This window comes from Kutzneria chonburiensis (assembly GCF_028622115.1).
Classification (GTDB): domain Bacteria; phylum Actinomycetota; class Actinomycetes; order Mycobacteriales; family Pseudonocardiaceae; genus Kutzneria; species Kutzneria chonburiensis.
Genome location: NZ_CP097263.1, coordinates 3,664,065 through 3,684,832, shown reverse-complemented (window position 1 = coordinate 3,684,832; position 20,768 = coordinate 3,664,065). Strand labels below are relative to the sequence as shown.

General features: G+C 69.6%; 23 protein-coding genes. 8 read left to right on the top strand and 15 right to left on the bottom strand.

What is annotated here, in order from left to right; all coding sequences use genetic code 11:
- The first annotated feature begins 14 nt into the window (after positions 1-14).
- Positions 15-545, top strand: coding sequence for a universal stress protein (locus M3Q35_RS16435; protein ID WP_273942672.1), 531 nt, complete (start codon positions 15-17; stop codon positions 543-545).
- 30 nt (positions 546-575) lie between these two features.
- On the opposite strand, the gene M3Q35_RS16430 is transcribed toward M3Q35_RS16435, so the two are convergent.
- The 3 genes from M3Q35_RS16430 to M3Q35_RS16420 form a co-directional block, all read right to left on the bottom strand.
- Entirely contained in the window at positions 576-869 is a 294-nt protein-coding gene (locus tag M3Q35_RS16430) for an MGMT family protein (protein WP_273942671.1), read from the bottom strand.
- A 43-nt stretch (positions 870-912) separates the two neighbouring features.
- Positions 913-3,171 carry a M64 family metallopeptidase gene (locus M3Q35_RS16425; RefSeq protein ID WP_273942670.1) on the bottom strand — a complete coding sequence of 753 codons (2,259 nt, stop codon included), beginning with the start codon at positions 3,169-3,171 and terminating at the stop codon, positions 913-915.
- A 78-nt stretch (positions 3,172-3,249) separates the two neighbouring features.
- Positions 3,250-3,930, bottom strand: coding sequence for a M50 family metallopeptidase (locus tag M3Q35_RS16420; protein ID WP_273942669.1), 681 nt, complete (start codon positions 3,928-3,930; stop codon positions 3,250-3,252).
- A gap of 164 nt (positions 3,931-4,094) precedes the next feature.
- On the opposite strand from M3Q35_RS16420, the gene M3Q35_RS16415 reads away from it, so the two are divergent.
- Entirely contained in the window at positions 4,095-5,810 is a 1,716-nt protein-coding gene (locus M3Q35_RS16415; RefSeq protein ID WP_273942668.1) for a S9 family peptidase, read from the top strand.
- On the opposite strand, the gene M3Q35_RS16410 is transcribed toward M3Q35_RS16415, so the two are convergent.
- Positions 5,807-6,238, bottom strand: coding sequence for a protein-tyrosine phosphatase family protein (locus M3Q35_RS16410; RefSeq protein ID WP_273942667.1), 432 nt, complete (start codon positions 6,236-6,238; stop codon positions 5,807-5,809). The two genes, M3Q35_RS16415 and M3Q35_RS16410, sit on opposite strands and share 4 nt — an antisense overlap.
- A gap of 150 nt (positions 6,239-6,388) precedes the next feature.
- Here M3Q35_RS16410 and M3Q35_RS16405 point away from each other — a divergent pair, with 150 nt between their 5' ends.
- Positions 6,389-6,715, top strand: a complete 327-nt coding sequence (locus M3Q35_RS16405; protein WP_273942666.1) for a TfoX/Sxy family protein — start codon at positions 6,389-6,391, stop codon at positions 6,713-6,715.
- Here M3Q35_RS16405 and M3Q35_RS16400 read toward each other — a convergent pair.
- Entirely contained in the window at positions 6,689-7,528 is an 840-nt protein-coding gene (locus tag M3Q35_RS16400; RefSeq protein ID WP_273942664.1) for an SDR family NAD(P)-dependent oxidoreductase, read from the bottom strand. The genes M3Q35_RS16405 and M3Q35_RS16400 overlap by 27 nt on opposite strands.
- Positions 7,529-7,592: 64 nt before the next feature.
- Here M3Q35_RS16400 and M3Q35_RS16395 point away from each other — a divergent pair, with 64 nt between their 5' ends.
- From M3Q35_RS16395 to M3Q35_RS16385, 3 genes are read left to right on the top strand one after another with little or no spacing between them, the layout of a single operon-like run.
- Positions 7,593-8,153: a TetR/AcrR family transcriptional regulator gene (locus tag M3Q35_RS16395; protein WP_273942663.1), complete on the top strand. Its 561-nt coding sequence runs from the start codon at positions 7,593-7,595 to the stop codon at positions 8,151-8,153.
- A 1-nt stretch (position 8,154) separates the two neighbouring features.
- Positions 8,155-9,447, top strand: coding sequence for a bifunctional 3-(3-hydroxy-phenyl)propionate/3-hydroxycinnamic acid hydroxylase MhpA (gene mhpA, locus M3Q35_RS16390; RefSeq protein ID WP_273942662.1), 1,293 nt, complete (start codon positions 8,155-8,157; stop codon positions 9,445-9,447).
- 59 nt (positions 9,448-9,506) lie between these two features.
- Positions 9,507-9,707 (top strand): hypothetical protein, encoded by a 201-nt coding sequence (locus M3Q35_RS16385; protein ID WP_273942661.1) that lies wholly within the window; start codon positions 9,507-9,509, stop codon positions 9,705-9,707.
- On the opposite strand, the gene M3Q35_RS16380 is transcribed toward M3Q35_RS16385, so the two are convergent.
- A complete protein-coding gene (locus M3Q35_RS16380) occupies positions 9,670-10,437 on the bottom strand; it encodes a S1 RNA-binding domain-containing protein (protein WP_273942660.1) in 768 nt (255 codons plus the stop codon). The two genes, M3Q35_RS16385 and M3Q35_RS16380, sit on opposite strands and share 38 nt — an antisense overlap.
- A 28-nt stretch (positions 10,438-10,465) precedes the next feature.
- Here M3Q35_RS16380 and M3Q35_RS16375 point away from each other — a divergent pair, with 28 nt between their 5' ends.
- A complete protein-coding gene (locus M3Q35_RS16375) occupies positions 10,466-11,254 on the top strand; it encodes an SDR family oxidoreductase (protein WP_273942659.1) in 789 nt (262 codons plus the stop codon).
- Between the two features lie 129 nt (positions 11,255-11,383).
- Here M3Q35_RS16375 and M3Q35_RS16370 read toward each other — a convergent pair whose 3' ends face one another.
- The 8 genes from M3Q35_RS16370 to M3Q35_RS16335 all read right to left on the bottom strand — a co-directional run bounded on the left by M3Q35_RS16370 (position 11,384) and on the right by M3Q35_RS16335 (position 19,218).
- On the bottom strand, positions 11,384-12,532 hold the full coding sequence (locus M3Q35_RS16370) for an acyl-CoA dehydrogenase family protein (protein WP_273942658.1): 1,149 nt from the start codon (positions 12,530-12,532) through the stop codon (positions 11,384-11,386).
- Between the two features lie 58 nt (positions 12,533-12,590).
- A complete protein-coding gene (locus M3Q35_RS16365) occupies positions 12,591-14,300 on the bottom strand; it encodes an ArnT family glycosyltransferase (RefSeq protein ID WP_273942657.1) in 1,710 nt (569 codons plus the stop codon).
- 115 nt (positions 14,301-14,415) lie between these two features.
- Positions 14,416-15,369, bottom strand: a complete 954-nt coding sequence (locus M3Q35_RS16360; protein WP_273942656.1) for a CE1 family esterase — start codon at positions 15,367-15,369, stop codon at positions 14,416-14,418.
- Positions 15,369-16,118, bottom strand: coding sequence for an amino acid ABC transporter ATP-binding protein (locus tag M3Q35_RS16355; RefSeq protein ID WP_273942654.1), 750 nt, complete (start codon positions 16,116-16,118; stop codon positions 15,369-15,371). The genes M3Q35_RS16360 and M3Q35_RS16355 overlap by 1 nt, the downstream gene beginning before the upstream one ends.
- Positions 16,115-16,855 carry an amino acid ABC transporter permease gene (locus tag M3Q35_RS16350; RefSeq protein WP_273942653.1) on the bottom strand — a complete coding sequence of 247 codons (741 nt, stop codon included), beginning with the start codon at positions 16,853-16,855 and terminating at the stop codon, positions 16,115-16,117. The genes M3Q35_RS16355 and M3Q35_RS16350 overlap by 4 nt, the downstream gene beginning before the upstream one ends.
- A gap of 4 nt (positions 16,856-16,859) precedes the next feature.
- Positions 16,860-17,711 carry an ABC transporter substrate-binding protein gene (locus M3Q35_RS16345; protein WP_273942652.1) on the bottom strand — a complete coding sequence of 284 codons (852 nt, stop codon included), beginning with the start codon at positions 17,709-17,711 and terminating at the stop codon, positions 16,860-16,862.
- Positions 17,708-18,535, bottom strand: coding sequence for a creatininase family protein (locus tag M3Q35_RS16340; RefSeq protein WP_273942651.1), 828 nt, complete (start codon positions 18,533-18,535; stop codon positions 17,708-17,710). The genes M3Q35_RS16345 and M3Q35_RS16340 overlap by 4 nt, the downstream gene beginning before the upstream one ends.
- A complete protein-coding gene (locus tag M3Q35_RS16335; RefSeq protein WP_273942650.1) occupies positions 18,532-19,218 on the bottom strand; it encodes a FadR/GntR family transcriptional regulator in 687 nt (228 codons plus the stop codon). Before M3Q35_RS16335 ends, M3Q35_RS16340 begins: the two co-directional genes overlap by 4 nt.
- 73 nt (positions 19,219-19,291) lie before the next feature.
- Between M3Q35_RS16335 and M3Q35_RS16330 the strand changes: the two genes are divergently transcribed.
- On the top strand, positions 19,292-20,245 hold the full coding sequence (locus M3Q35_RS16330; protein ID WP_273942649.1) for an aldo/keto reductase: 954 nt from the start codon (positions 19,292-19,294) through the stop codon (positions 20,243-20,245).
- A 16-nt stretch (positions 20,246-20,261) separates the two neighbouring features.
- Here M3Q35_RS16330 and M3Q35_RS16325 read toward each other — a convergent pair whose 3' ends face one another.
- Positions 20,262-20,753, bottom strand: a complete 492-nt coding sequence (locus M3Q35_RS16325) for a DUF6924 domain-containing protein (protein ID WP_273942648.1) — start codon at positions 20,751-20,753, stop codon at positions 20,262-20,264.
- Positions 20,754-20,768: the final 15 nt, after the last annotated feature.

Sequence of the window (20,768 nt, the reverse complement as noted above, 5' to 3'; positions counted from 1 at the left end):
CTACCATTGCCCGGATGGATGGTGTTCGACGGGTCGTCGTCGGTGTCGACGGCTCGGTCGGCAGCTTGCAGGCGTTGCGGCGGGCGGTGACCGAGGCGCGGATGCGCGCGGTCCCGCTCGTCGCGGTGATCGCGTGGAGCGCGCCCGGTGGCGAGGCCGCCTACCGGCGCACACTCGATGTGCAGCTCAAGCAGTTGTGGGAGCGGGGCGCTTGGGAGCGGCTGGCCAGAGCGTGGGACGAGGCACTGGGCGGTATCCCTGACGATGTCGATGTGCAGCAGGTGGCGGTGCGGGCCGACGCGGGCAAGGCGTTGATGTGCATCGCGGAGAGCGAGAACGACCTGCTGGTGGTCGGGGCGGGACGGCGCAACTGGTTGCGCCGCGCCCTGATTCCGTCGGTGCCGAGGTACTGCGCCGCCCACGCGCAGTGCACGGTGCTCCTGGTGCCGCCTTCTCCACTGGCCCAACAGATGTATCACGGTGTGCTGCCACGGTTGCTGCGCCGTAAACGCGCCGTGAACGATCTCGTCGGCCACGGCGGCTGACGGCTACCGGGAACTGGCGGAGCATATGGCCTAGCTCTCCGGCTGCCAGCGGTACTTCTTCAGGTTGACCCGCTGGCCGTCGGCGAGCACCCCCTCGGCCCGCAGCCGCGCCAGCTGTTCTTCGGCGATGTGCGGCGCGGGCGTGCCGTTGGCCCGCAGGATGCGGTGCCACGGCAGGTCGTGGCCGTCCTCGGAGAGCAGCGCGCCGACCATGCGCGGGCTGGGCGCGCCGGCCATGGCGGCGATGTCGCCGTACGTCGACACCCGCCCGGCCGGCACGTCCTTGACCGCTTCCCGCATTCGTTCGTGCAGCGCCTCGTCCATGCGGGGGATTATGCCCGCATGGACGAGGACGCGCGCCCATGGCCTACAGGCCTGCGCACTGCCCGATCGCCCCGCCGCGCACGGTGTTCGGCGCGGCGATGTCGTTCGGGGCGGGGAAGTTCCCGGCGCAGGTCAACGCACCCGTGACCGCGAGGCCGGCGACGACCGGCTGGCGCGATCCGGTGTGGTTGCCGGACAAGGCCAACGTGCCGCTGATCGAGCCGCCGACGACGGTCACGTCCTGCGTGGTGCCGACGATGCTCGCGGCCCCGTGCACGGTGGTGTCCAACAGTTCCACGGCGTTCGCCCCGGTTGCGCTCAGGCCGCCGGTGATCGTCGAACCGGTGGCGACCAGCGAAGCGCCCGGCTGCACCACGATGGCCCCGCTGACCTGGGCGTGATCGAGGCACGTCACGCCGTCACGGATGATCAGCGCGCCGTCGTGCCGGCCGGTGATCGTGGTCGTGCAGGCCGGCGGCGCCGGCAGCAGGTTCACCTGGAAGCTCTTGGCCGACGCGGTGTTGCCGGCCGCGTCCGTCGTGCGGTACTCGATGGTGTGCTGGCCGTAGCTCGGCGTCGCATCGTCCCAAGGGGACAGTCGCGGCTTGCCCAGCTTGCCGTAGACCAAATGGTCGATCTCGGTGCCGCCGGGTGTGAAGTGCCACGGCTGGCTGGAGTCGGTCGGCCAGCCGAAGTAGTTGAACCAGCCGTCGCCGTCCGTGCGGAACTCGCTGACCAGGGAGCCGGTGCGGTCGTCGGCCGCGGTCAGCTTCATGGTGAACGGTCCATTGTAGACGTACTCGCTGGTCCCGTCGGCCTTCCGCACGGTGAGCAGCGAGTTCGACAGCTTGTAGTCGGTGGACGGGGCCGTGCCGTCGACCGTCCAGCTGCGGGTCTTGCCGCCGACCGTCGCGGTGATCGTGTGCGAGCCGGTCAGCTTGAGGCCCTTGAGGTCCACGTCGTTGGCCGTGGTCGGCAGCGCCTGGCCGTCGAGCGCCCAGCGGACCGGCACGACCTGGTTCACCGGGTGCGTGGTGTCCGCGAACACGACCTCGTCCGCGCCGACCGGGCGGTCGGTTTCCGTGGTGTCGGTGAAGTCGAGCGGGGTGCTGGTCGGCGTCGTCCTGACCGTGGTGTCGACGTTCCAGGTGCGGGTTGTGGTCAGCGCCTGCCGGATCGCCGGGTCACGAACGTAGTCCGTCGGGTCGACGACGGTCGCCGCCACCTTGTGCTTGCCCGCCTTGAGGTTCAGCTGCCGCAGGTCGAGCTGCTGGCCGGCTGCCTTGAGGGCCTGCCCGTCCAGGCTCCATGTGATCGTCAGCTGGTGGCTGTTCGGGTGCATCGGGGTGATCCACAGCACCCGGTCGGCGCCGACGGTCTTGGTCGTCGCGGTGGCGTCCTGCACGATGCTGGTCTTGGCCGAGATCGACCTGACCATGTCCTCGCGGCCGACCTGGTCGTAGTAGTAGCCCAGCGTCTTCATGATCGAGTGCGCGCTCGGCCGCCAGATGCCGGTGCTGCTGTACATGCCCGACTCGGTGCGGCCGATGGTGCCGCCGGCCTCGCTCGGCTCGCCCAGCCAGCGCCACCACTTCTTCTGCTGCTGCGTCATCTGCTGCTCGGTCAGCGTGGTGTGGTGCACCGAGCTCGGCTCCCCGCCGCTGTACGCGCCACCGCGCACGCCGCGGGCGTAGTAGTCGTACTCGTCCTGAAGTCCGCCCAGCGAATGGCCCAGCTCATGCGGCGTGATCAGCGACGACATCGCGTTGCCACCGGAGGCCGTCGCGTACGAGCCGCCGACGCCGCCGTAGGTCGTGCTGTTGGCGATGGCCAGAATCTGCCGGTTCGCCGCCGTCGTGCCGGCCACCAGGTCGGCGTACGGCGTGGCCGCGTTCTCGTCCAGCTCCAGCGCCCGCTGCACGCCCTGCGGGTCGCAGCCCGACCAGAACGCCATGTGCAGCGGTGTGTTCTTCTTCGGCGAGGTCAGGTCCGGATCGCAGCTCACGCCCGAGTCCGGCGACGGGATCTCCACCGAGTACACGTTCATGTAGTTGCGGTACGACTTGTACGGCTCGATCGTGAACAGCACGTTCATGTGCTTGTCCACGTCCGCCCGGAACTTGGGCATGTCCGCGGCGGTGTAGCCGTCGCCGAGGATCACCAGGTTGAAGCGCTTCGCCGGGTCGCCCGTCACCCGGATCGGCACCACCGTCGCGGCGGCCGTGTCCGCCTGCGCCACGACGGGCAGCGGTAACACGGCCAGCGCCGACACCATGCCGGCGATGAGGATTCGTCTCAACACCCGGCCGACGCTAGAAACCGCGTATTCCGCCCACAAGGGGCCGAAAGTCGGCTTGTTTCAACGGATTTCCGGCTGGCGTCAGGTCAAGAGCATCGGAACCCCGTGCCACAGCACCCAGCCGCTCAACCCGAGCCAGCCCGCGATCCACACCACGCCGGGTATGTGCGTGTCCTGCGCCAGATGGGCGGCGTCGTCGGACTGGTCGCCGAAGCCGCCGCGGACGCGGTTGAGCGCGATCGCCAGCACCCCGAAGCCCTCGCCGAACAGCAGCAGCCACGTCTCGCCGTAGGCGACCCACTGCTGCAACCAGATCGGGCCCCAGTACAGCGACAGTCCCGCCACCGCCCCGATGGCGACCACGCTGGCCAACGTGATCAGGTCGCGGGTGACGACCAGTATCAGCAGCACGGCCGCGAGGGTCAGCGCCAGCAGCATCGGGGCATGGCCACGGGCCAGCAGCGTGGCGGCACCGAGCCCGGCCAGCGGGGGCAGCGCGTAGCCGGCCAAGGTCGTGACGATCGAGGACAACCGTGATGTGTACCAGGTGTAGGTGACGCCGGAGTCCGGCGTGTGCACCCGGATGACCCACACCCCACCGCCGGTCAGGCAGCTGGCCAGCGCATGTCCGGCTTCGTGAGCCGCTGTGCTCACCACGTTGAGCAGGTTGAGCCCCGTCCTCAGGCGTCGTGACCGCACCACGCGCGGCAGCACGGCTGTCGCGCTGGCGGCCACGGCGAGCATGCCGGTCACTGCCGGCACCCACCATCCGACCGGTGGCGTCACCTGCGTGATCGACCAACCGCTGTCCCCCAAGCCCATACTGGTAATCAACCAACACCGTGCTGGCGGCGAAATCCACCGAACGATGGGCATCGGTGCCGCACGTCCTGGGGGCCAACGAATTCCGGCTAGTGTCAGCGGTCGTGCTGACCGCCGAGATGATCGTGGACGCCTTCGACGCCGCCGCCGTCCGGGTGTCGCCGGACGGGCGCTGGGTGGCGTACGAGCTGCGGCCGGCCGGCGGAGTGTGGCTGGCCGGCGTCGGCGTCGCGCCGAGAAAGCTGTCTGATGGCGGGAATCCGCGGTGGGCTCCGGATTCGCGGTCGGTGTACGTGGTCTCGGAGACGTCGCTGCACCGGGTCGAGTTGTCGGGTGCTGCCAGCGTGGTGCTGAGCTGGGATGCCGGCATCGACGATCATCTGCCGCTGGCCGACGGTGTGCTGTTCATCGCCGCTGACGCGCCGCCCGGCGACATCGACGTCCGCGGCCCGCGGCCGTCTCGCCTGCGTATCGCCGATGCTCGTGGAATCCGTGTGCTGTACGGGAATCGGCACGTCGATGCCGTCACGCAACAGCCCGGCGGCGGGCCGCTGGCCGTGCTCACCTGGTCCAGTCACGAGATCGATCCCGGGCGGCTCGAACCGGAGCTGCACATCGTCGACCTGAACGGCGGAGTACAGGACCTCGGGCCGGCGGTGGTCGGCGCGCATTCGCCCGTGTGGCGCAAGGCCGGCACGTGGCGGATCGCCTACCTCGCGTCGACGCCGCCCAGCCTCCAGTCCGGTGCTGCCGTGTACGACGTGGTCGACGGCAACCTGACCGAGGGGATGGCCGCCTGTCCGTTCGAACTCGTCCAGGCCGAGGACGGCGATCCGATCATGGTCGTCGCCGAGGGACTGGACACGTCTGTTCAACGGCTGTCAACAGGCCTGGTCTCCCGGAGCACCGGCCTGGTCAAGGAGGTCAGCATCGGCGGCGGATCGCTGGCCGCCGTCGTGAGCACCGCCTACGAGCCGCCGGACGTGCACCTCAACGGAGTTCGCGTCACCGACCTCCGGCCCTGGACCCGTGACATCACCTGGGGCACCCAGACCCGGCTGTCCTACCAGGCGTCCGACGGCCTCGAACTGGACGGCCTACTGATCTTGCCGCCGACCGGCGATGGCCCGTTTCCGCTGGTCACCCTGCCACACGGCGGGCCGTACGACCGGAACGCCGACCGGTTCGCACTGCACTGGTTCCCGTCCGGGCAGTGGCTCGCGCTGGCCGGCTACGCCGTGTTCCTGCCCAATCCGCGCGGCGGCATGGGACATGGCCACGAGTTCGCCTTCGCGGTGTCCAGTGCGGTTGGACAGGAGGAGTGGACAGACATCCTCACCGGCATCGACCTGCTGATCGCCGACGGCGTCGCCGATGCCCAACGGCTCGGCATCGCCGGTTGGAGCCATGGCGGCTTCCTGGCCGCCTGGGCCGTCGGGCACACCGATCGCTTCGCCGCCGCCCTGATGGGGGCCGGTGTCACCGACTGGGGCATGCTCGTCGGCAGCGGCGAGGAAGGCCGCTACGAGGCCGCGCTCGGTGGCAGCACCGGTTGGGAGGGCGTGGGCCCGCACCGGCATGACGAGCTCAGCCCGATCTCCTACGCCTCGTCCGTCCGTACACCCGTGCTCATCCTGCACGGAGCCGAGGACACCAACGTCCCGCTCGCCCAGTCCGAATACTTCCACCGCGCCCTGCGGCATTACGGCGTCGAGCACGAGTTCGTCGTCTACGCCCGTGAGGGTCACTCGTTCGTCGAGCGCGCCCATCGCCTCGACGTGCTGCACCGCACCCGCGCCTGGTTCGCCCGCTGGCTCTAGACGTCCAGGCCGCTGAGCAGGGACGAGACGCTCAGCCCGGTGGTCAGGTAGTCGACGAAGATCGTGTTGTTCAGCGCCGACTCGGACCGGGCCCGTCGCACCCGCTCGATCGCCATGCGCGGATCGTCGCCCAGTTCGATCAGCGTCTGGGCGGTCACGAGGCCCGATCGGTTGAGCTCGGCACGGCAGCGGACCAGCACCGTCCGTCCAGCCCGCAGCTGCGCCGCCGCCCATGCCGCCAGCTCCGCCACGCGGTCGATCTGCGCCGGCAGCAGCGCCGCGTCGGGAATCTCGTGCACGACGTGCAGTCGGTCCGGCGAAGGGCCGTGGCCCGGCCGGGTGAACAGGCTGATCACGACGTCGAACTGGTCGGTCACGGCGGCGGATTGCAGCTCACCGTGCTCGTCGATCCACTCGTGCCCGCCCATTCACAACCCGGCAGCGACCTCGTTCCACGGCGCCCGCGGCGGCTGGTTGTCCCGGTCCCACTGGCGTGTTCTTCGCACCTGGTCCTCCCCGTCCGGTGACACCTCGACTCTAGGTGGCGACGGCCGGATCCGGGGCCGATAATCCCGCGCATGGCCTATGACACCGAGCTGGCCGAGCGGATCCGCGAGTTGGTGGCGACCGAGATCGTCGTGGAGAAGGCGATGTTCGGCGGTCTGGCGTTCCTGGTCAACGGGAACATGTCGGTGGCGGCGAGCGGGCAGGGCGGCCTGCTGGTGCGGGTCGACCCGGCCGAAGGCGACAGCCTGCTCGGCGACGGGGTGGAGCCGATGGTGATGCGCGGCCGGGAGATGACCGGCTGGCTGCACGTGACGGTGGAGAACGACGAGGAGCTGGCCGAGTGGGTGTGGCGCGGCGTGGGCTACGCCAAGTCACTGCCGCCGAAGAAGGGCCGCTGACGGGTCGAGGCCGGTGAGCTCGACGCTGCGCTCCCACACGGCAGCGGCCAGGTCGGTGTCGGCGAGGATGCCGCGAACGGGTTCTTCCCGTGGGATGCCACGCAGGCCGAACATGCGGGGACCCCAGAGCTGACCGCTGCGGACGTCGGGATCGAGCACGCAGCGAACGGCCGGCCACGCGCCGGAGTCCTTGCCCTGCAACAGAAGGCGCTGCGGGCGGAGCCCCGGGCGGTTGGGTGGGGTGAGGGAGTCGAGCGCCCCGCCGGGATGGTTGACCACGCTGAACACGCCGCGTCGGGCCAGTTCGACGCCGAACAGCATCTGGGCCAGCTTGGACCCGGCGTAGGCCCGCTTGCCGTCGTGTTCATGCTCGTTGAACGTGGCTGTTCTGGCCACGAAACTGCCGGTCGTCACGATCCGAACGCCGGGGGAGAGGTGTGGCGCGAGCAATGCCGTGAGGGCGAAGTGACCCAGGTGGTTGACGGCGAACGTCCGCTCGTCCGGATCGCGGCCCTCGATCAGCATGCCGGCGTTCAGCACCACTGCGTCGAGGCGTGTAGTCAGGCTGTCGGTCGCCAGTGACGACAGGTCGCCCAGGTCCAGCGGCAGAAAACTCAGCGACGCCAAGGGGTGGCTGGTGCGGATGGCGGTCATGGCCGCCTCGGCCTTCGCCCGTGAGCGGCAGCCCAGCACGACGGTCGCGCCGGCGCCGGCCAGCTGTTGGGCGACGAAGAAGCCGATGCCGGCGTTGGCCCCGGTGACCAGCACGGTCCGGCCGTCGGCCCGCGGCGGTTGATGCACGTTCCAAGTCATAGTCACACCGTAATCAGAGTGACTCCGACTTTGCAATCGCTTCGACCGCAGGTACGGTGACGGCATGACGCAGGGGCGGCGCGAACGCAAGAAAGAGGCCACCCGGAGAGCGCTCTCCGACGCGGCCACGCGGCTGTTCCTGGCTCGCGGCTTCGACAAGGTGACGGTGGCGGAGATCGCCGAGGCGGCCGACACAGCCGTGTCGACCCTGTTCGCGCACTTCCCGGCGGGCAAGGAGGCACTGGTCCTCGGCGACGGTGAGGAGCGCGGCCGGTCGCTGACGGCGGCCGTGAGGGAACGCGGCGACCGGTCGGTCCTCGACGCGCTACGGGACTTCCTCGCGACCCGCGGTCCTTTCGAAGCCGACCCGGAGACACGGCCCGTCGTCGAACTCGTGGCCAACACGCCGGCTTTGCGGGCCTACGCCCGTCGCATGTGGACGGACAACGAGGCCGCGTTGGCCGAGGTGATCGCGGCCGAGACCGGGCGCGAGGCCGACGTGTCGCTGCGGCTGGTCGCCCGCTACGTGCTGGAGATCCCCGACCTGGCTGGCACCGCCGAGGACGCCCCGGCCGCGCTGGACATCGCGTTCGAGCATCTCAAGCGCGGCTGGCCGGGCCTCTGACATGGCGCCGGTCGTGGTGGTCGGGGCGGGGCCGACGGGCCTGACCGTCGCAGCGCTGCTCGCCCGGCGCGGCGTCGACTGCCTCGTGCTGGACCGCCGGCCAGCGCCGCACGAGCAGCCTCGGGCCGTGCATCTGGACGACGAGGCCCATGCGATCTTGAACTCCGTCGGCGTCGACTTCGCGTCGATTTCGTGGCCAGGTCAGGGTTTGCGGCTGCTCGACGCGAATCTGCGCGTGTTGGCCGAGTTCCGCCGCTCCTCGGCAGCCGGCCGGCACGGCTTTCCCGAGGCCAATATGTTCGACCAGCCGGATCTGGAACGCTTGCTGCATAAGAAAGTCACGGTGGTCCACGGCGTCGAGGTCACGGAGATCACCCAGCACGGTGATCACGTCCGCGTCAACGGAGAACGGGCTGACTACGTGCTCGGCTGCGACGGCGCGAACAGCTTCGTGCGCAAGGCAATCGGCGCTCGCATGCAGGATCTCGGCTTCGCGCAACGGTGGCTGGTCGTGGACATCGACAGCAACGCGGATCTGGGGCAGTGGGACGGCGTGCACCAGGTCTGCGACACGCGCCGCGCGGCAACGTACATGCGCGTCGGCCGGTCCCGCTACCGCTGGGAATTCCGGCTCCGTGACGGCGAGACCGCCGACGACTACCGGGATCTGGACCGGTTGCGGCCCTTGATCGCGCCGTGGACAACGGTCGAGGACCTGAGCCTGCGGCGGGTGGCCGAGTACACCTTCCGGGCCCAGATCGCCGACAAGTGGCGTGACAACCGGGTTTTCCTGCTCGGCGACGCCGCCCACCTGACGCCGCCGTTCATCGGCCAGGGACTCGGCGCGGGCCTGCGCGACGCGGCCAACCTGGCCTGGAAGCTCGCCGCCGTCCACAAGGGAGAGTTGCCGGCCTCGGTGCTCGACACGTACCAGATCGAGCGACGGCCGCATGTTCGGACGATGATCCGCCTGGCCAAGCTGCTCGGTGCCGCGATGACCGAGGGCGGCGAGGTCGGCAACCTGCTTCGGCGCGTCCTGATGCCGCGCCTGCATCTGGTGCCGGGGCTGAGGAATCGGGTGCTCAGCAGCGAAACCCCGGCCCTGCGCCGCTCGGAACTCGTGCTACGGCCTCGATTTAGTCGCAGCTTGGCCGGAACCCTGTGCCCTGGCTTCATGCCTGACCGGATCACCGTCGTGACCGCCGAGTCGCATCCTCGGCTCGCCGATTGGCTGCGTCAGGGGAAGGCCCGCGCCGCCGTGATCCGCCCCGACGGGATTGTCCTTCAGGCGTAGAGCATCCGCTGTGACAACAGGGGGTTGACATGTCAACCCCCTGTTGTCACGCTGGTGTCATGGACCCACACCGCGAAACCTACGACCGCATCAAGGAAGTCCGTGCCCAGGCCATCCACCACGCCCGCCTGGCCCAGCAGTTCGCCGCCGAGCGCCGGGAGCTCATGCAGTCTCTGATCGCTCAGGGCGTCACCCAGTCCGACATCGCCCGCGAGCTGGGCGTCACTCGTCAAGCAATCCAGAAGATGCTGTCGGTCTGAGCAGCACCTTCGACAGGTCGACCGCCACGACGGTCACCTGGATCTCATCGCCGACCGCCGGCATCGGGTCGAGATCACGGACCAGCCCCTCGACGCGGTCCCTGATCGCCACGAACACCCCTAGTGGCAACACTTTTGTGACCCTGCCCAGGAATTCCTGGCCGACCGTGAGGTCGAGGAAGGGGTTTGGCTCGAGCGCCTTCAGTGACAGCCGGGCCTCGCCGTTGTACGTGTCGAAGACTAGGAACTCGCCCTGCACGCGCTGGCCGACCTGCACCACATCGGTCGTCGCCTCGATGCGGCCCCAGGCCAGCTCGGGATGGGTGACGAAACCGACGCCGGGATAGATCGGGTGTGGGGGACCGTCGTCCAGGGCGACGAACACGCCGAACGGCTCGATTGCCGCCACGGTGCCGGTCAGGACCTCGCCGGCCTGGCGGGCCTTCAGAAACGCCCAGAGCTCCGGGTTCTCGGTGGCGGCGGTGGAAAGCTGCACGCCGCGGTCGAGATCTACGCGCATCACCTCGGCGATGATCCGCTCACCGACCTCAAGGACCCGGCGTCGCTGCCAAGAAAGGTCCAGTGCGCCCACCCACGCCAATGGCCGGGCGGGGAAGCCGTCCAGCACGACGGCTGCCTCGCGGCGATCATCGGGCACCACCGTGCCTTCGACGATGTCGCCGATTATCAGTGTTGCCAAGAACTCCCGTTCGTCCGATGTGCGGTCCACTGGTGGATCATGCCACGCTGGGGGCCGGATGACGGGAGTGCTGGCGATGGATCTTCAGCTGCGGGGCAAGACGGCGCTGGTCACGGGGGCGAGCCGGGGGATCGGGCTGGCGGTGGTGCGCGCGCTGGTCGACGAAGGGGTGCGGGTGGTGGCGGCCGCCCGGAACGTGGGCGGGGAGTTGGCGGAGCTGCCGGTGGAGACGGTGGCGGTCGACCTCGCGACCGTGGAGGGCGCGGCGGGGGTGGTGGACGAGGCGATCGAACGGGTCGGCGGGATCGACATCCTGGTCAACAACGTCGGGCTGGTGCACCCCCGGTTGAACGGTTTTGCCGAGGTGACCGACGATGAGTGGCTGGCGACGTTCAACCTGGACCTGATGTCGGCGATCCGCACGACCAGGGCGGCGCTGCCGTCGCTGATCGAACGGGCGGGTTCGATCGTCACCGTGACCTCGATCAACGCAACCCTGCCGACGCCGACGGTGGTCGACTACAGCGCGGCCAAAGCGGCCTGCCTGAGCACCTTCAAGGCGCTGGCCCGGGAGTTGGGGCCGCAGGGCGTACGGGTGAACACGGTCAGCCCTGGCCCGGTCTCGACGGACCTGTGGCTGGGCAAGGGCGGCGTGGCCGCGACGGTCGCCGGCGCGGACGGTGACCCCCAAGCAGTGGCGGCCACGGCGGCGGCGGACGCGCCAACCGGCCGGTTCACCCGGCCCGAGGAGTTCGGCGACCTGGTCGCGTTCCTGGCCAGCGGCCGGGTCGGCAACCTGACCGGCGCGGACATCATCATCGACGGCGGCCTCAACCCGGTCATGTGACGCGCCGCGACCGATGTCGGAGGCGGCGAGGTCGCCGGCCCGGGTGCAGCGGGGAATGCCGCCCGCGCGCCGAGGAAATCCGTTGGCGCGCGTCTGCACGCTCGCAGTGGTCGGGGCAGCGTGGGTCGTTCAGCCGGACAGGCCGCGGCGGCGGATCAGTTGGCGGGTGATGATGTCGCGCTGGATCTCGTTGGTGCCCTCGCCGACGATCATCAATGGGGCGTCGCGGAAGTAGCGCTCGACGTCGAACTCGGTGGAGTAGCCATGGCCGCCGTGGATGCGGAGGGCGTCGAGGGCGATGGTCATGGCGGTCTCGGAGCAGAAGAGCTTGGCCATGCCGGCCTCGAGATCGGAGCGCTGGCCGGAGTCGTAGAGGGTGGCGGCATGGAGGAGGAGCTGGCGGGCGGCGGTCAGGCGGGTGGCCATGTCGGCGAGGAGGTGGCCGACGGCCTGGTGCTGCCAGATGGGTTTGCCGAAGGAATGGCGTTGCTGGGCATAAGAAAAAGCGTCGTCGAAGGCGGCGCGGGCGACGCCGGTGGCCCGGGCGGCGACCTGGATGCGGCCGAGTTCCAAGCCCTGCATCATCTGGGAGAAGCCGGAACCCTCCATGCCGCCCAGTAGAGACGAAACAGGCACGCGACAGTCCTGAAAGGACAGTTCGCAGCTCTCGACGCCCTTGTAACCCAGCTTGGGTAGATCACGGGAGATGGTGAAGCCGGGAACCTTCTCCATGAGCAGGACACTGATGCCGTGGTGTGGCGGATCGGCCTGAGGATCTGTCTTGCACAGCACGGCGACGAGGCCGGCGCGGCGGGCGTTGGTGATCCACGTCTTGCTGCCGTTGACGATGTAGGAGTCCCCGTCGCGGCGGGCGACGGTGCGCAGGGCCTGGAGGTCGGAGCCGCCGTCGGGCTCGGTGAGAGCCATGGCGGCGCGGAGTTCACCGGTGGCCATGCGTGGCAGGTAACGGCGTTGCTGCGACGGGGTTCCGTGCTGGAGCAGAAGTTTGGCGACGACGGTGTGCCCGCCCATCGCGCCGGCGAGGCTCATCCAGCCGCGGGCGAGCTCCTCGGTGACGAGCGCGAAGCACGGCGCGGACACGGCGGCACCGCCGAACTCATCGGGGATGGCAAGCCCGAACACGCCGAGCCGTTTCATCTGCTCGATCAACGCCTCGGGATACGTGTTCTCATGCTCCAACTGCCGTGCGACGGGCCGCACGTCCCGGTCGACGAAGTCGTGGACGGTGTCGACGATCGCCTGCTCCGCGCTGTCCAACACAGACCTCCCGGTGCTCGGAACGCCGACCACCGTACGCCGGAGAGCGCTCTCCGGACTACCGGCCGGCGCAGTCGTACAGGTGAGCGCGCACTTCTCGACAGTGCTCGGCGGCCCAGTCGACGTTGGTCTGGGCGGCGGTGCGGGCCGGCTTCGAGGCCTTGCCCTGGACGTACCGGAGCTGCCCACTGGAGATCAACACCCGGAACTGCGCGGCCGAAGGGAACGGCGTCTTGGCGCTGAAACCACCCATGGGCAGCACGCTGGCGCCGGCCTGGGAGATGAGGGTGGCGGCGGGCCCGGCGCCGTCGACGGCGAGCACGTACCGGGCGTTTCCGCTGCCGCGCTGCACGAAGTCCAGCAGCTCACGGTCCTCTTTGGACAAAAGGTGGGGCTTGCGGGGCTTGGCGTCCACCGCGGGGTTGGCGGCGTTGGCCCGGGACACCTTCACGTCGGTGGAGAAGGTCCAGGCGGCGGGGGTGATCAATACCGCGACAAGACCGATCACCGCGCCCAGAGCGGCCAGGCGTGAGGTACGGGCGGCGAGCAGCGCCAACACGGCGATCATGGTGAGCACGGTGATGGCGGCGGTGAGCGAACGGTGGGGGAGTGCCAGGGCCCAGCCGGCGGTGGCCAGCAACACAGTGGGGAGCAGCCAAGGACGGCGAGCTCGTTCACGCCAGAACAGCATCAACCCGGCCCCGGTCAGCGCGGCGACCGCCGGGGCCAGCACGATCACGTAGTAGGCGTGCCGGAACTGGCCCAATCCGAAAGCCAGCATGTGCACCGCCAACCACAGGCCCCACATCGCGTACCCGGTGCGGTCACGGGTCCAGCGCAGACCGAGCAAGACCGCCAGCAGACAAATCGGATACATCCAGCCGATCTGCACGAACGTGTGCTCCGACAGCAGGTCCCGCCAGCCGTTGCCGCCGCGGAAACGGCTCGCCGCGTTGTAGCCGAGGACCATGCTCAACGGGTTGTTGTCCGTGGTCGCATCGATGTACGGGCGGTCGGCCACCGGTGTCAGCAAGGTGATGACCACCCAGACCGACGACACCGCCAGAGTCACCACGCCGGCCACCGCCAGCCGGCCGAACCGCCGCCGCCGCGCGAACAGCAGATAGCCGATGACGAACACCGGCAGCACCAGCCAGGCCTGCACCATCTTCACGTGGAAGGCCAGCCCGACCCACACCGCACACGGCCACAACGGCTTGTCGTCCAGCACGCTCTTCTGCCACGCCCCGGCCGCGCACACCAGCAGCAGCGTCAACAACGTGTCGGCGATCTGCGCCTTGGCCAACGCCGCGGCGATCGGCGTCAACGCCATCACCAGCGCCGCCAGCAGCCCCGCGGCTGGGCCGGACCAACGGCAGACCACCTTGTACAGCACCAACACCGTCGCCACGGCTTCCAGCACCGACGGCAGCGCCACCGACCAGTCGTGGAAGCCGAACGCCTTCACCGACAGCGCCTGGAGCCAGAACGCGCCCGGGATCTTGTCGATGCTGATCGAGCCCTGCGGGTCGAACCCGCCGAACACGAACGCCCGCCAGCTGCCGGCCATGCTCCGGACGGCCGAGGCGTAGTAGTTGTGCACCGGCCGGACCGTGATGCCCCAGGCGTAGATGCCGCCGGCCAGCAGGCCGATCGCCGCCAGTGCCACCCGAATCCGTACAAACCCCCGCGTAGCCACCGGAATCGGCACGGTGGCGTCGTCCGGCAACAACACCGGAGAACTGGTCAGCGCTCGTCCGAAAGCCATGCAGGAGCCCCCAAGGAGCTGCCCGGCGGTCGGCGGAACGAGGTCGGTGCACCGGCAATGCTACCGGGTGAAGACAAGGGATGCTCGCCCCTCCCGGCGAGGGGCGAGCACCCGGTCACAGGTGGGCGGTCAGCGGGTGGGTGCTGAAGAAGTCCCAGATCACCTGGGTGGCCTTGATGGTCTGGGTGGCCGACCCGGGGCCGCTGTCCACCAGCTCACCGGGCCACGTGTGGCCGGCGCCGATGATGCGGTAGTGCGTCACGTTGGCGTGCTGCTGGCAGCCGTTCCACGAGAACTGGAGCACGTCGGTGCCGATGGCCGTCTGTTCGGGCCCAGTGGCACAGTGGTTGTGCGTGGCCCAGTTCTGGGCCCAGTCCATCAGCGGCGGAGTGGCCACACCGTGGCTGACGTCGCCGTCGTACTTGATCGTCGGGTCGGCGGTGCCGTGGAAGTCGACGATCGGCGCGGGGGCGCTGGTGTCGCAGCCGACGGTGGTGCCGGGGTAGAAGGCGCCGGCGATCGTGCCGAAAGCGGCGATACGGAAGGGAAGCTGGCAGGCCAGCAGCGACACGAAGCCGGCGCCGTTGGACTTGCCGGTGGCGTAGATCCGGTTCGGGTTGACGCACAGCGTGGCCTGGAGCTTGTCCAGCAGGTCGCTGACGAACTTGACGTCGTCGACGCCCGCGGCCGCGTACGGCGCGCTCTGCCAGGCCCGCTGGTCGGCCTCGCCCTTGGCCCCCACTGGATACACGGCGATGGCGTCCAGATTGTCGATGCCGGAGAAGGCCTCGATGTCCGTGCCATCGCCCTTGCGGCCGTGGAAGGCCATGATCAGCGGCGTCGGGTGGTGCGGCTCGTAACTGGCCGGCAGGTGCAGCAGGTACTCCCGCTCAAGGCCTCCGGACGTCACGGTCTCATGCGTGGTCACGCCGGTTGCGGGCGCGCTGCGGGACAGGCAGCCGGCGGACAGGATGGGGTAGTTGCGCACGGACGGCGTGGCGGAAGCCGCGGCCGGCGTGAGCACAGCGGCGACCGCGGCCACGACGGCGGCGAGCGGGAGCACTCTCATCACAGCACCTGCTTCAGGAAGGACCGGAGCCGGTCGGAGCTGGGGGTGTCGAAGAACTCGGCGGGACGGGCGGCCTCCAGCAGGCGTCCCTGGTCGAGGAACACCACCTGCTGCGCCACTTCACGCGCGAACCGCATCTCGTGCGTGACCACGATCATCGTCATGCCGCGGTCCGCGAGATCGCGCATTACCGCGAGGACCCCCTTCACCAGCTCGGGGTCGAGGGCCGAGGTGGCCTCGTCGAACAGCATCACCTCGGGATCCATGGCCAGCGCCCGGGCGATGGCCACCCGCTGCTGCTGACCGCCGGACAGCTGCTCCGGCCGTCGATCCTCCAAACGGGACAGTCCGACCGCGTCAAGGTGCTTGCGCGCCACCTGCACGGCCTCGTCCCGCGTGCGACCGAGAACCCGTTGCTGCGCAAGGGTCACGTTGTTCAGCACGGTGTGGTGCGGGAACAGGTGGAAGTTCTGGAACACCATGCCCACCCGGGTGCGGATGCGGTCCACGTCCGCGCCGGGGTCGGTGATCGCGTCGTCGCCGATCAGGATCCGGCCGGAAGTGGGCACCTCCAACAGGTTCGCGCACCGCAGCAGCGTGGACTTGCCCGAGCCGGACGGCCCGACGATGCACGTGGTGGCGCCGCCCGGCGCTTCCAGCACGATGTCGTGCAGCACCTGGTTCTGTCCGAAGCTCTTGTCGATGTGCTCGAAGCGCACGGCCGTGCCGGCGCGCGTCATGGTGGTCATGCGGCTGCCTCCACGGGCGGCAGGGCGGCGACCGGGCGGCCCTCACGCATCCGCCGGTCCCACGCGTTCACGGCGTAGGTCAGCGGCACGGTGATCACGAGGTAGAACAGGCCGGCCGCCACCAGCGGGGACAGCGAGGCGTTGTTGCTGGACGTGTCCTGGGCGATGGCGAACATCTCCCGCTGCCCGGTGGCCAGCCCCAGCAGGTAGACCAGGGCGGTGCTCTTGATGACCAGGATGAACTGCCCGGTCAGCGCGGGCAGCACCCGCCGGAACCCGATCGGGATGACGATCAGCCGCATGGTCCTGGCCCGGGAGAGGCCGAGGCTGCGGGCCGCCTCCACGATGCCCTTCTCCACGCTCTGGAAGCCGGACCGGAAGATCTCGGCCATGTACGCGCCCTCCATCAGCCCGATGGCCAGCGCGGCGTAGCCGTAGGTCCAGCTGCCGAACACGTTCAGGCCGGCCAGCGGCAGGCCCTGCCCGATCAGGTAGATGGACAGGATGTGCGGCAGACCGCGCAGGACATCCACGTACCAGCGGCAGGGCAGCCGCAGCAGCAGGTGCCGCGACATCAGGCCGCTGGCCAGGAAGACGCCCACGACCAGACCGATGACGCTGGCCAACACGGTCAGGAACAGCGTGTTGAGCAGGCCCTCCTTCAGCAGCGTCGGCAGCGTGCTGAGGATCAGCGGCAGGTCGAAGAACGTGTCGAGAACGTGCTGGATGCCGTCCATGGCGTCAGGACCCCGCGCCCGGGCGCTGCTGCAGGCCGGGGTAGAAGGCGATCATGTCGGCCGGAATGGCCACGCCCTGGGGATTCCACTTGTCGAACAGCTTGGTGTACGTGCCGTCGGCGATCACCGACTTGAGCGCGTCGTCCAGCGCCTTGCGCAGGTTCGGCTTGTCCTTGGCCACCGGCAGGGCGGTCTGGCCGCTGGTGATGGACGGCGACGCGGTGTAGTCCGGGTGCTTGGTCACCAGGTCCAGCGCGGTGGTCTCGCCGGTGAACAGTCCGTCGACCTGCCCGGCGGTCAGCGCGTTGGCGCTGGCCGCGATGTTCGGGAACTCCTTGACGGTCACCGTCGGCACCTTGGCCTTGAGCAAGGGAATCAGCTCGCTGCCGCGGGTGATCGCGACCGTCTTACCGGCCGAGGCGTCCACAGTGGACAGCGCGGCGTCCTTGCGGCTGACCATCTTCGCCTCGCCGAAGGACACCGGCGAGGTGAAGTCGGTGACCTGCTTGCGGGCGTCGGTGGCCAGCGTGCCGAAGGCGGCCGAGTCGTACTTGTGGTTGCGGATGTTGGGCAGCATGGAGGCGAAGTCGGTGGCCGTGTACTTCGGCGTCACCTTCATCTTCGCGGCCATGGCCTGCGTCAGCTCGATCAGGAAGCCGGCGGGCTTTCCGTTGTCCACGAACGAGGTCGGCTTGTCGTCCGAGCGGAAGGCGAACGAGATGGTGCCGGCGTCGATGGTGCCGAGCGAGTTGGCGTCGGAGCCGGCGTCGGCGCCTCCGCAGGCCGCGAGGGACATCCCGGCGGCGAGCGCGACGGCGGCCACTCCGATACGGCGTCGGGTCGGGGCGGCGGTCATGAGGTCTCCAGTGCTATCTGTGCGGGTGGCGGGGCCGGGCTGCGGTCCGGCAGGCCGATCAGGCCGGTCAGGAAGCCGCAGATGCGGTCGACGACGGTGTCGACCAGTAACGCGCCGAGCTCGGCGGTGGCCAGGCGCGGATCGCCCAGGTTGCCGGTCGGGCTGAGGGCGTTGTACGCCTGGGGGAAGTGGATGCCGGCGTGCGAGCGGGCCAGCCGCCCGGCCGGGTCGAGGTCGTCCAGGGTGGCGCTGCCGCGCACGAGCCGGTCGGGTCGCACCAGGTCCGGGTCGACGTAGAGGGCCTGCGAGGTCTCGATCTCGCAGGAATGCCCGCGTACCGGGCTGTCGGCGTGCTGTTTGACCACATCGGACACGACGGGGGTGACACCGCTCCACGCGATGTGCGTGTCGGTGAGCTCGGCCCGCAGCCGGGACACCGCCACGTCGATGGCGGAGTTGTTGCCGCCGTGGCCGGTCAGCACGAAGATGCGCCGCCAGCCGTGCCGGTGCAGGCTGGTCACCAGCTCGACGACGACCTGCTGGAGCGTCACCGGGGACAGCGTGAGCGTGCCCGGGAAGGCCATGTGGTGCTCGGACATGCCGACCGGGATCGTCGGCGTGACAACGACTTTGGGGGCCATCCGGCGGGCGACCATGTCGGCGACGGCCTCGGCGCGGGCGGTGTCCACCCGCTGGGCCATGCCGTGCCCGTGCTGCTCGGTGGCGCCCAGCGGCACGATCGCGACCGGCGCGTGCGGCCGGAGCTCGTCGATCTCGGGCCACGTCAGGTCGGCCAGCCGGTGCGTTCGGGGTAGGAAGGTCATTCGGGGGTCCCCAGGTGATCGGTGACGGTGGTGCGCAGGTCGTGCAGGTGCTGCTCGGTCAGCCGGCGGGCCAGTTCGGCGTTGCCGGCCTCGACGGCCAGGAAGATCGCCACGTGCTGCTCGTAGTCGCGGACGCGGTTCTCGATCTGGGCCCGCAGGGCCCGCTGTTCCCGGCTTCTCGCCGACAGCAGCGAGTCGACCACCTCGAACAGGACCTGGTTGCCGGAGGCGGCGGCCAGTTCACGGTGGAAGTTGAGCTTGGGCCGGTTGTCGTCGGGCGCCCGCTTGGCCGTGTCGACCGCGCGGGCCAGCCGCTCCACGTCGTCGACGGTCCGGTTGACCGCGGCCAGCGCGGCGATGCCGGGCTCGATGGTCAGCCTGGCCTCGACCAGCTGGACGATGTGCTCGTCCTTGAGCGGCGTGGAGTTCGGGTTGGGCAGCAGCATGCGGTGGATGCCGTCGCCGACGTAGATACCCGAGCCGTGGCGCATCCGGACGGCGTCGGTGGTCTGAAGTCGGCGCAGCGCTTCCCGAATGGTCGGTGTCGTCACGGCGAATCTGGTGGCCAGCTCGCGCACGGTGGGCAGGCTGTCGCCCGGGGCCAGTGCACCCTCGCTGATCAGGTCCAACAGCCCGTCGACCAGCCGGTCGGACAGACCGCCGGCCTGTGGCGCCTGTGACATGCGGCACTCCCTTCGGTCCAAGTGACTAAATCACTTGCTCAATCCATCGTCAAGGGCTGGGTACGGTATTGGTATGCGCTACGAGACGTTGGGGGCCGCCGGACCACAGGTGCCGGCGCTGATTCTCGGCTGTGGAAATTTCGGCGGCATCGGGTCCCCGAAACAGTTCCGGGGCAAGGGCGACAGCCGCGACGCGGCCTTCGAGATCATGGACGCCGCGCGGGCCGGCGGCATCACCATGTTCGACACGGCCAATGCCTACGCCGGCGGCCTCTCCGAGCAGTGGATCGGGGAGTGGCTGGCCGATCGCCGGGCAAGTAACGCCATTGCCGTTACAACCAAGGTCGGTGGGCCCACGGACGCCGGCAGCGGCCTGTCCCGGGACCACATCCGCGGTCAGATCGACGCCAGCCTCAAGCGGCTGGGTGTGGAGCGGGTGGCGCTCTACCTGGCTCACGGTCCCGACGAGACGGTGCCGATCGAGGAGACCATCGGCGCGTTCGAAGAGCTGGTCGAAGCCGGCAAGATCGGCGCGTACGGGGTCAGCAACGTCACCGCCGCCCAGCTCTCGGCGGCCACGACCGCCGGCCGCCCGGTCAACGTCCAAAATGGATACAACCTGTTCGACCGCCAGGCGCAGGCCGAGCTGTGGCCGGTCTGCGCCGCCGAGGGCGTCGGCTTCTCGGCCTACAGCCCGCTGGCCGGCGGCCTGCTGACCGGCAAGCACCGCGCCGGCCAGCCCTACGCGGCCGGCTCCCGGATGGCGCTGCGGCCGCCGGAGCTGACCGACCTGAGTCTGGACAGCGCTTTCCAGGCGCTGCCCCGGCTGACCGAGATCGCCGACGGCTACGGCGTTCCGCTGACCACGCTGGCCCTGGCCTGGGTGCTGACCGACCCCGGCGTGACGGCGGCGGTGGTCGGGCCGCGTTCCGAGGAGCACCTCAAGCCCATGCTCGCGGCCGTCGACCTGGCGCTCACGCCTGAGCAGCGGGCCGAGTTGGTGACGGCCATTAATCCCGGGGCCTAGAGCCGGCCCTGGTCGATTAGGGGAACTCGGTGAACACGCCGTCCGCGGAGTTCTTGGCCGTGTCGGCCCAATCCGTGTAGTCCATGTTGGCCAGCGTCAGGTTGACGTGCAGACCCGAGGCCTGGCGCGGCACGATCCGGAACTGGCGGCCGAACACCGACTCCTCCTTGTCGAGGTAGTTGGGCTCGTCGTCCAGGTTCACCGCCAGCAGCGGGTGCAGTGGGTGGCGCATGGTCTCCTCGTCGGCGATGAACACCACCGAGAGGTACTCGTCGATCGAGGCCAGGGTGTCGCGCAGCGCCTCGATCGACGCGCCGGCCAGAGTCGGGTCGTCCACCGGGTAGGTGGTCGACTCGAAGCCCTCCTCGTCGGCGTCCTCGTCGTCGCCCCACGACTCCGCGGCCAGCGCGAGCACCGCCTGCCACGCCTCGTCGTCGCCGAAATGGGTGCGGACCACGACCTTGTCGTACTCCTCGCGCTCCGCCGCCGCCCTGGCCAGAGAATCCATGGGCGGGAGCGTACC

Bases quoted from the DNA above. Each gene is read 5' to 3' on its own strand.
- M3Q35_RS16335 (WP_273942650.1), bottom strand. From the start codon at position 19,218: ATGTCACAGGCGCCACAGGCCGGCGGTCTGTCCGACCGGCTGGTCGAC.
- M3Q35_RS16325 (WP_273942648.1), bottom strand. From the start codon at position 20,753: ATGGATTCTCTGGCCAGGGCGGCGGCGGAGCGCGAGGAGTACGACAAG.
- M3Q35_RS16375 (WP_273942659.1), top strand. From the start codon at position 10,466: ATGACGGGAGTGCTGGCGATGGATCTTCAGCTGCGGGGCAAGACGGCG.
- M3Q35_RS16385 (WP_273942661.1), top strand. From the start codon at position 9,507: ATGGACCCACACCGCGAAACCTACGACCGCATCAAGGAAGTCCGTGCC.
- M3Q35_RS16345 (WP_273942652.1), bottom strand. From the start codon at position 17,711: ATGACCGCCGCCCCGACCCGACGCCGTATCGGAGTGGCCGCCGTCGCG.
- M3Q35_RS16410 (WP_273942667.1), bottom strand. From the start codon at position 6,238: ATGGGCGGGCACGAGTGGATCGACGAGCACGGTGAGCTGCAATCCGCC.
- M3Q35_RS16430 (WP_273942671.1), bottom strand. From the start codon at position 869: ATGGACGAGGCGCTGCACGAACGAATGCGGGAAGCGGTCAAGGACGTG.
- M3Q35_RS16395 (WP_273942663.1), top strand. From the start codon at position 7,593: ATGACGCAGGGGCGGCGCGAACGCAAGAAAGAGGCCACCCGGAGAGCG.
- M3Q35_RS16400 (WP_273942664.1), bottom strand. From the start codon at position 7,528: ATGACTTGGAACGTGCATCAACCGCCGCGGGCCGACGGCCGGACCGTG.
- M3Q35_RS16330 (WP_273942649.1), top strand. From the start codon at position 19,292: ATGCGCTACGAGACGTTGGGGGCCGCCGGACCACAGGTGCCGGCGCTG.
- M3Q35_RS16365 (WP_273942657.1), bottom strand. From the start codon at position 14,300: ATGGCTTTCGGACGAGCGCTGACCAGTTCTCCGGTGTTGTTGCCGGAC.
- M3Q35_RS16405 (WP_273942666.1), top strand. From the start codon at position 6,389: ATGGCCTATGACACCGAGCTGGCCGAGCGGATCCGCGAGTTGGTGGCG.
- M3Q35_RS16355 (WP_273942654.1), bottom strand. From the start codon at position 16,118: ATGACCACCATGACGCGCGCCGGCACGGCCGTGCGCTTCGAGCACATC.
- M3Q35_RS16340 (WP_273942651.1), bottom strand. From the start codon at position 18,535: ATGACCTTCCTACCCCGAACGCACCGGCTGGCCGACCTGACGTGGCCC.
- M3Q35_RS16360 (WP_273942656.1), bottom strand. From the start codon at position 15,369: ATGAGAGTGCTCCCGCTCGCCGCCGTCGTGGCCGCGGTCGCCGCTGTG.
- M3Q35_RS16435 (WP_273942672.1), top strand. From the start codon at position 15: ATGGATGGTGTTCGACGGGTCGTCGTCGGTGTCGACGGCTCGGTCGGC.
- mhpA (WP_273942662.1), top strand. From the start codon at position 8,155: ATGGCGCCGGTCGTGGTGGTCGGGGCGGGGCCGACGGGCCTGACCGTC.
- M3Q35_RS16350 (WP_273942653.1), bottom strand. From the start codon at position 16,855: ATGGACGGCATCCAGCACGTTCTCGACACGTTCTTCGACCTGCCGCTG.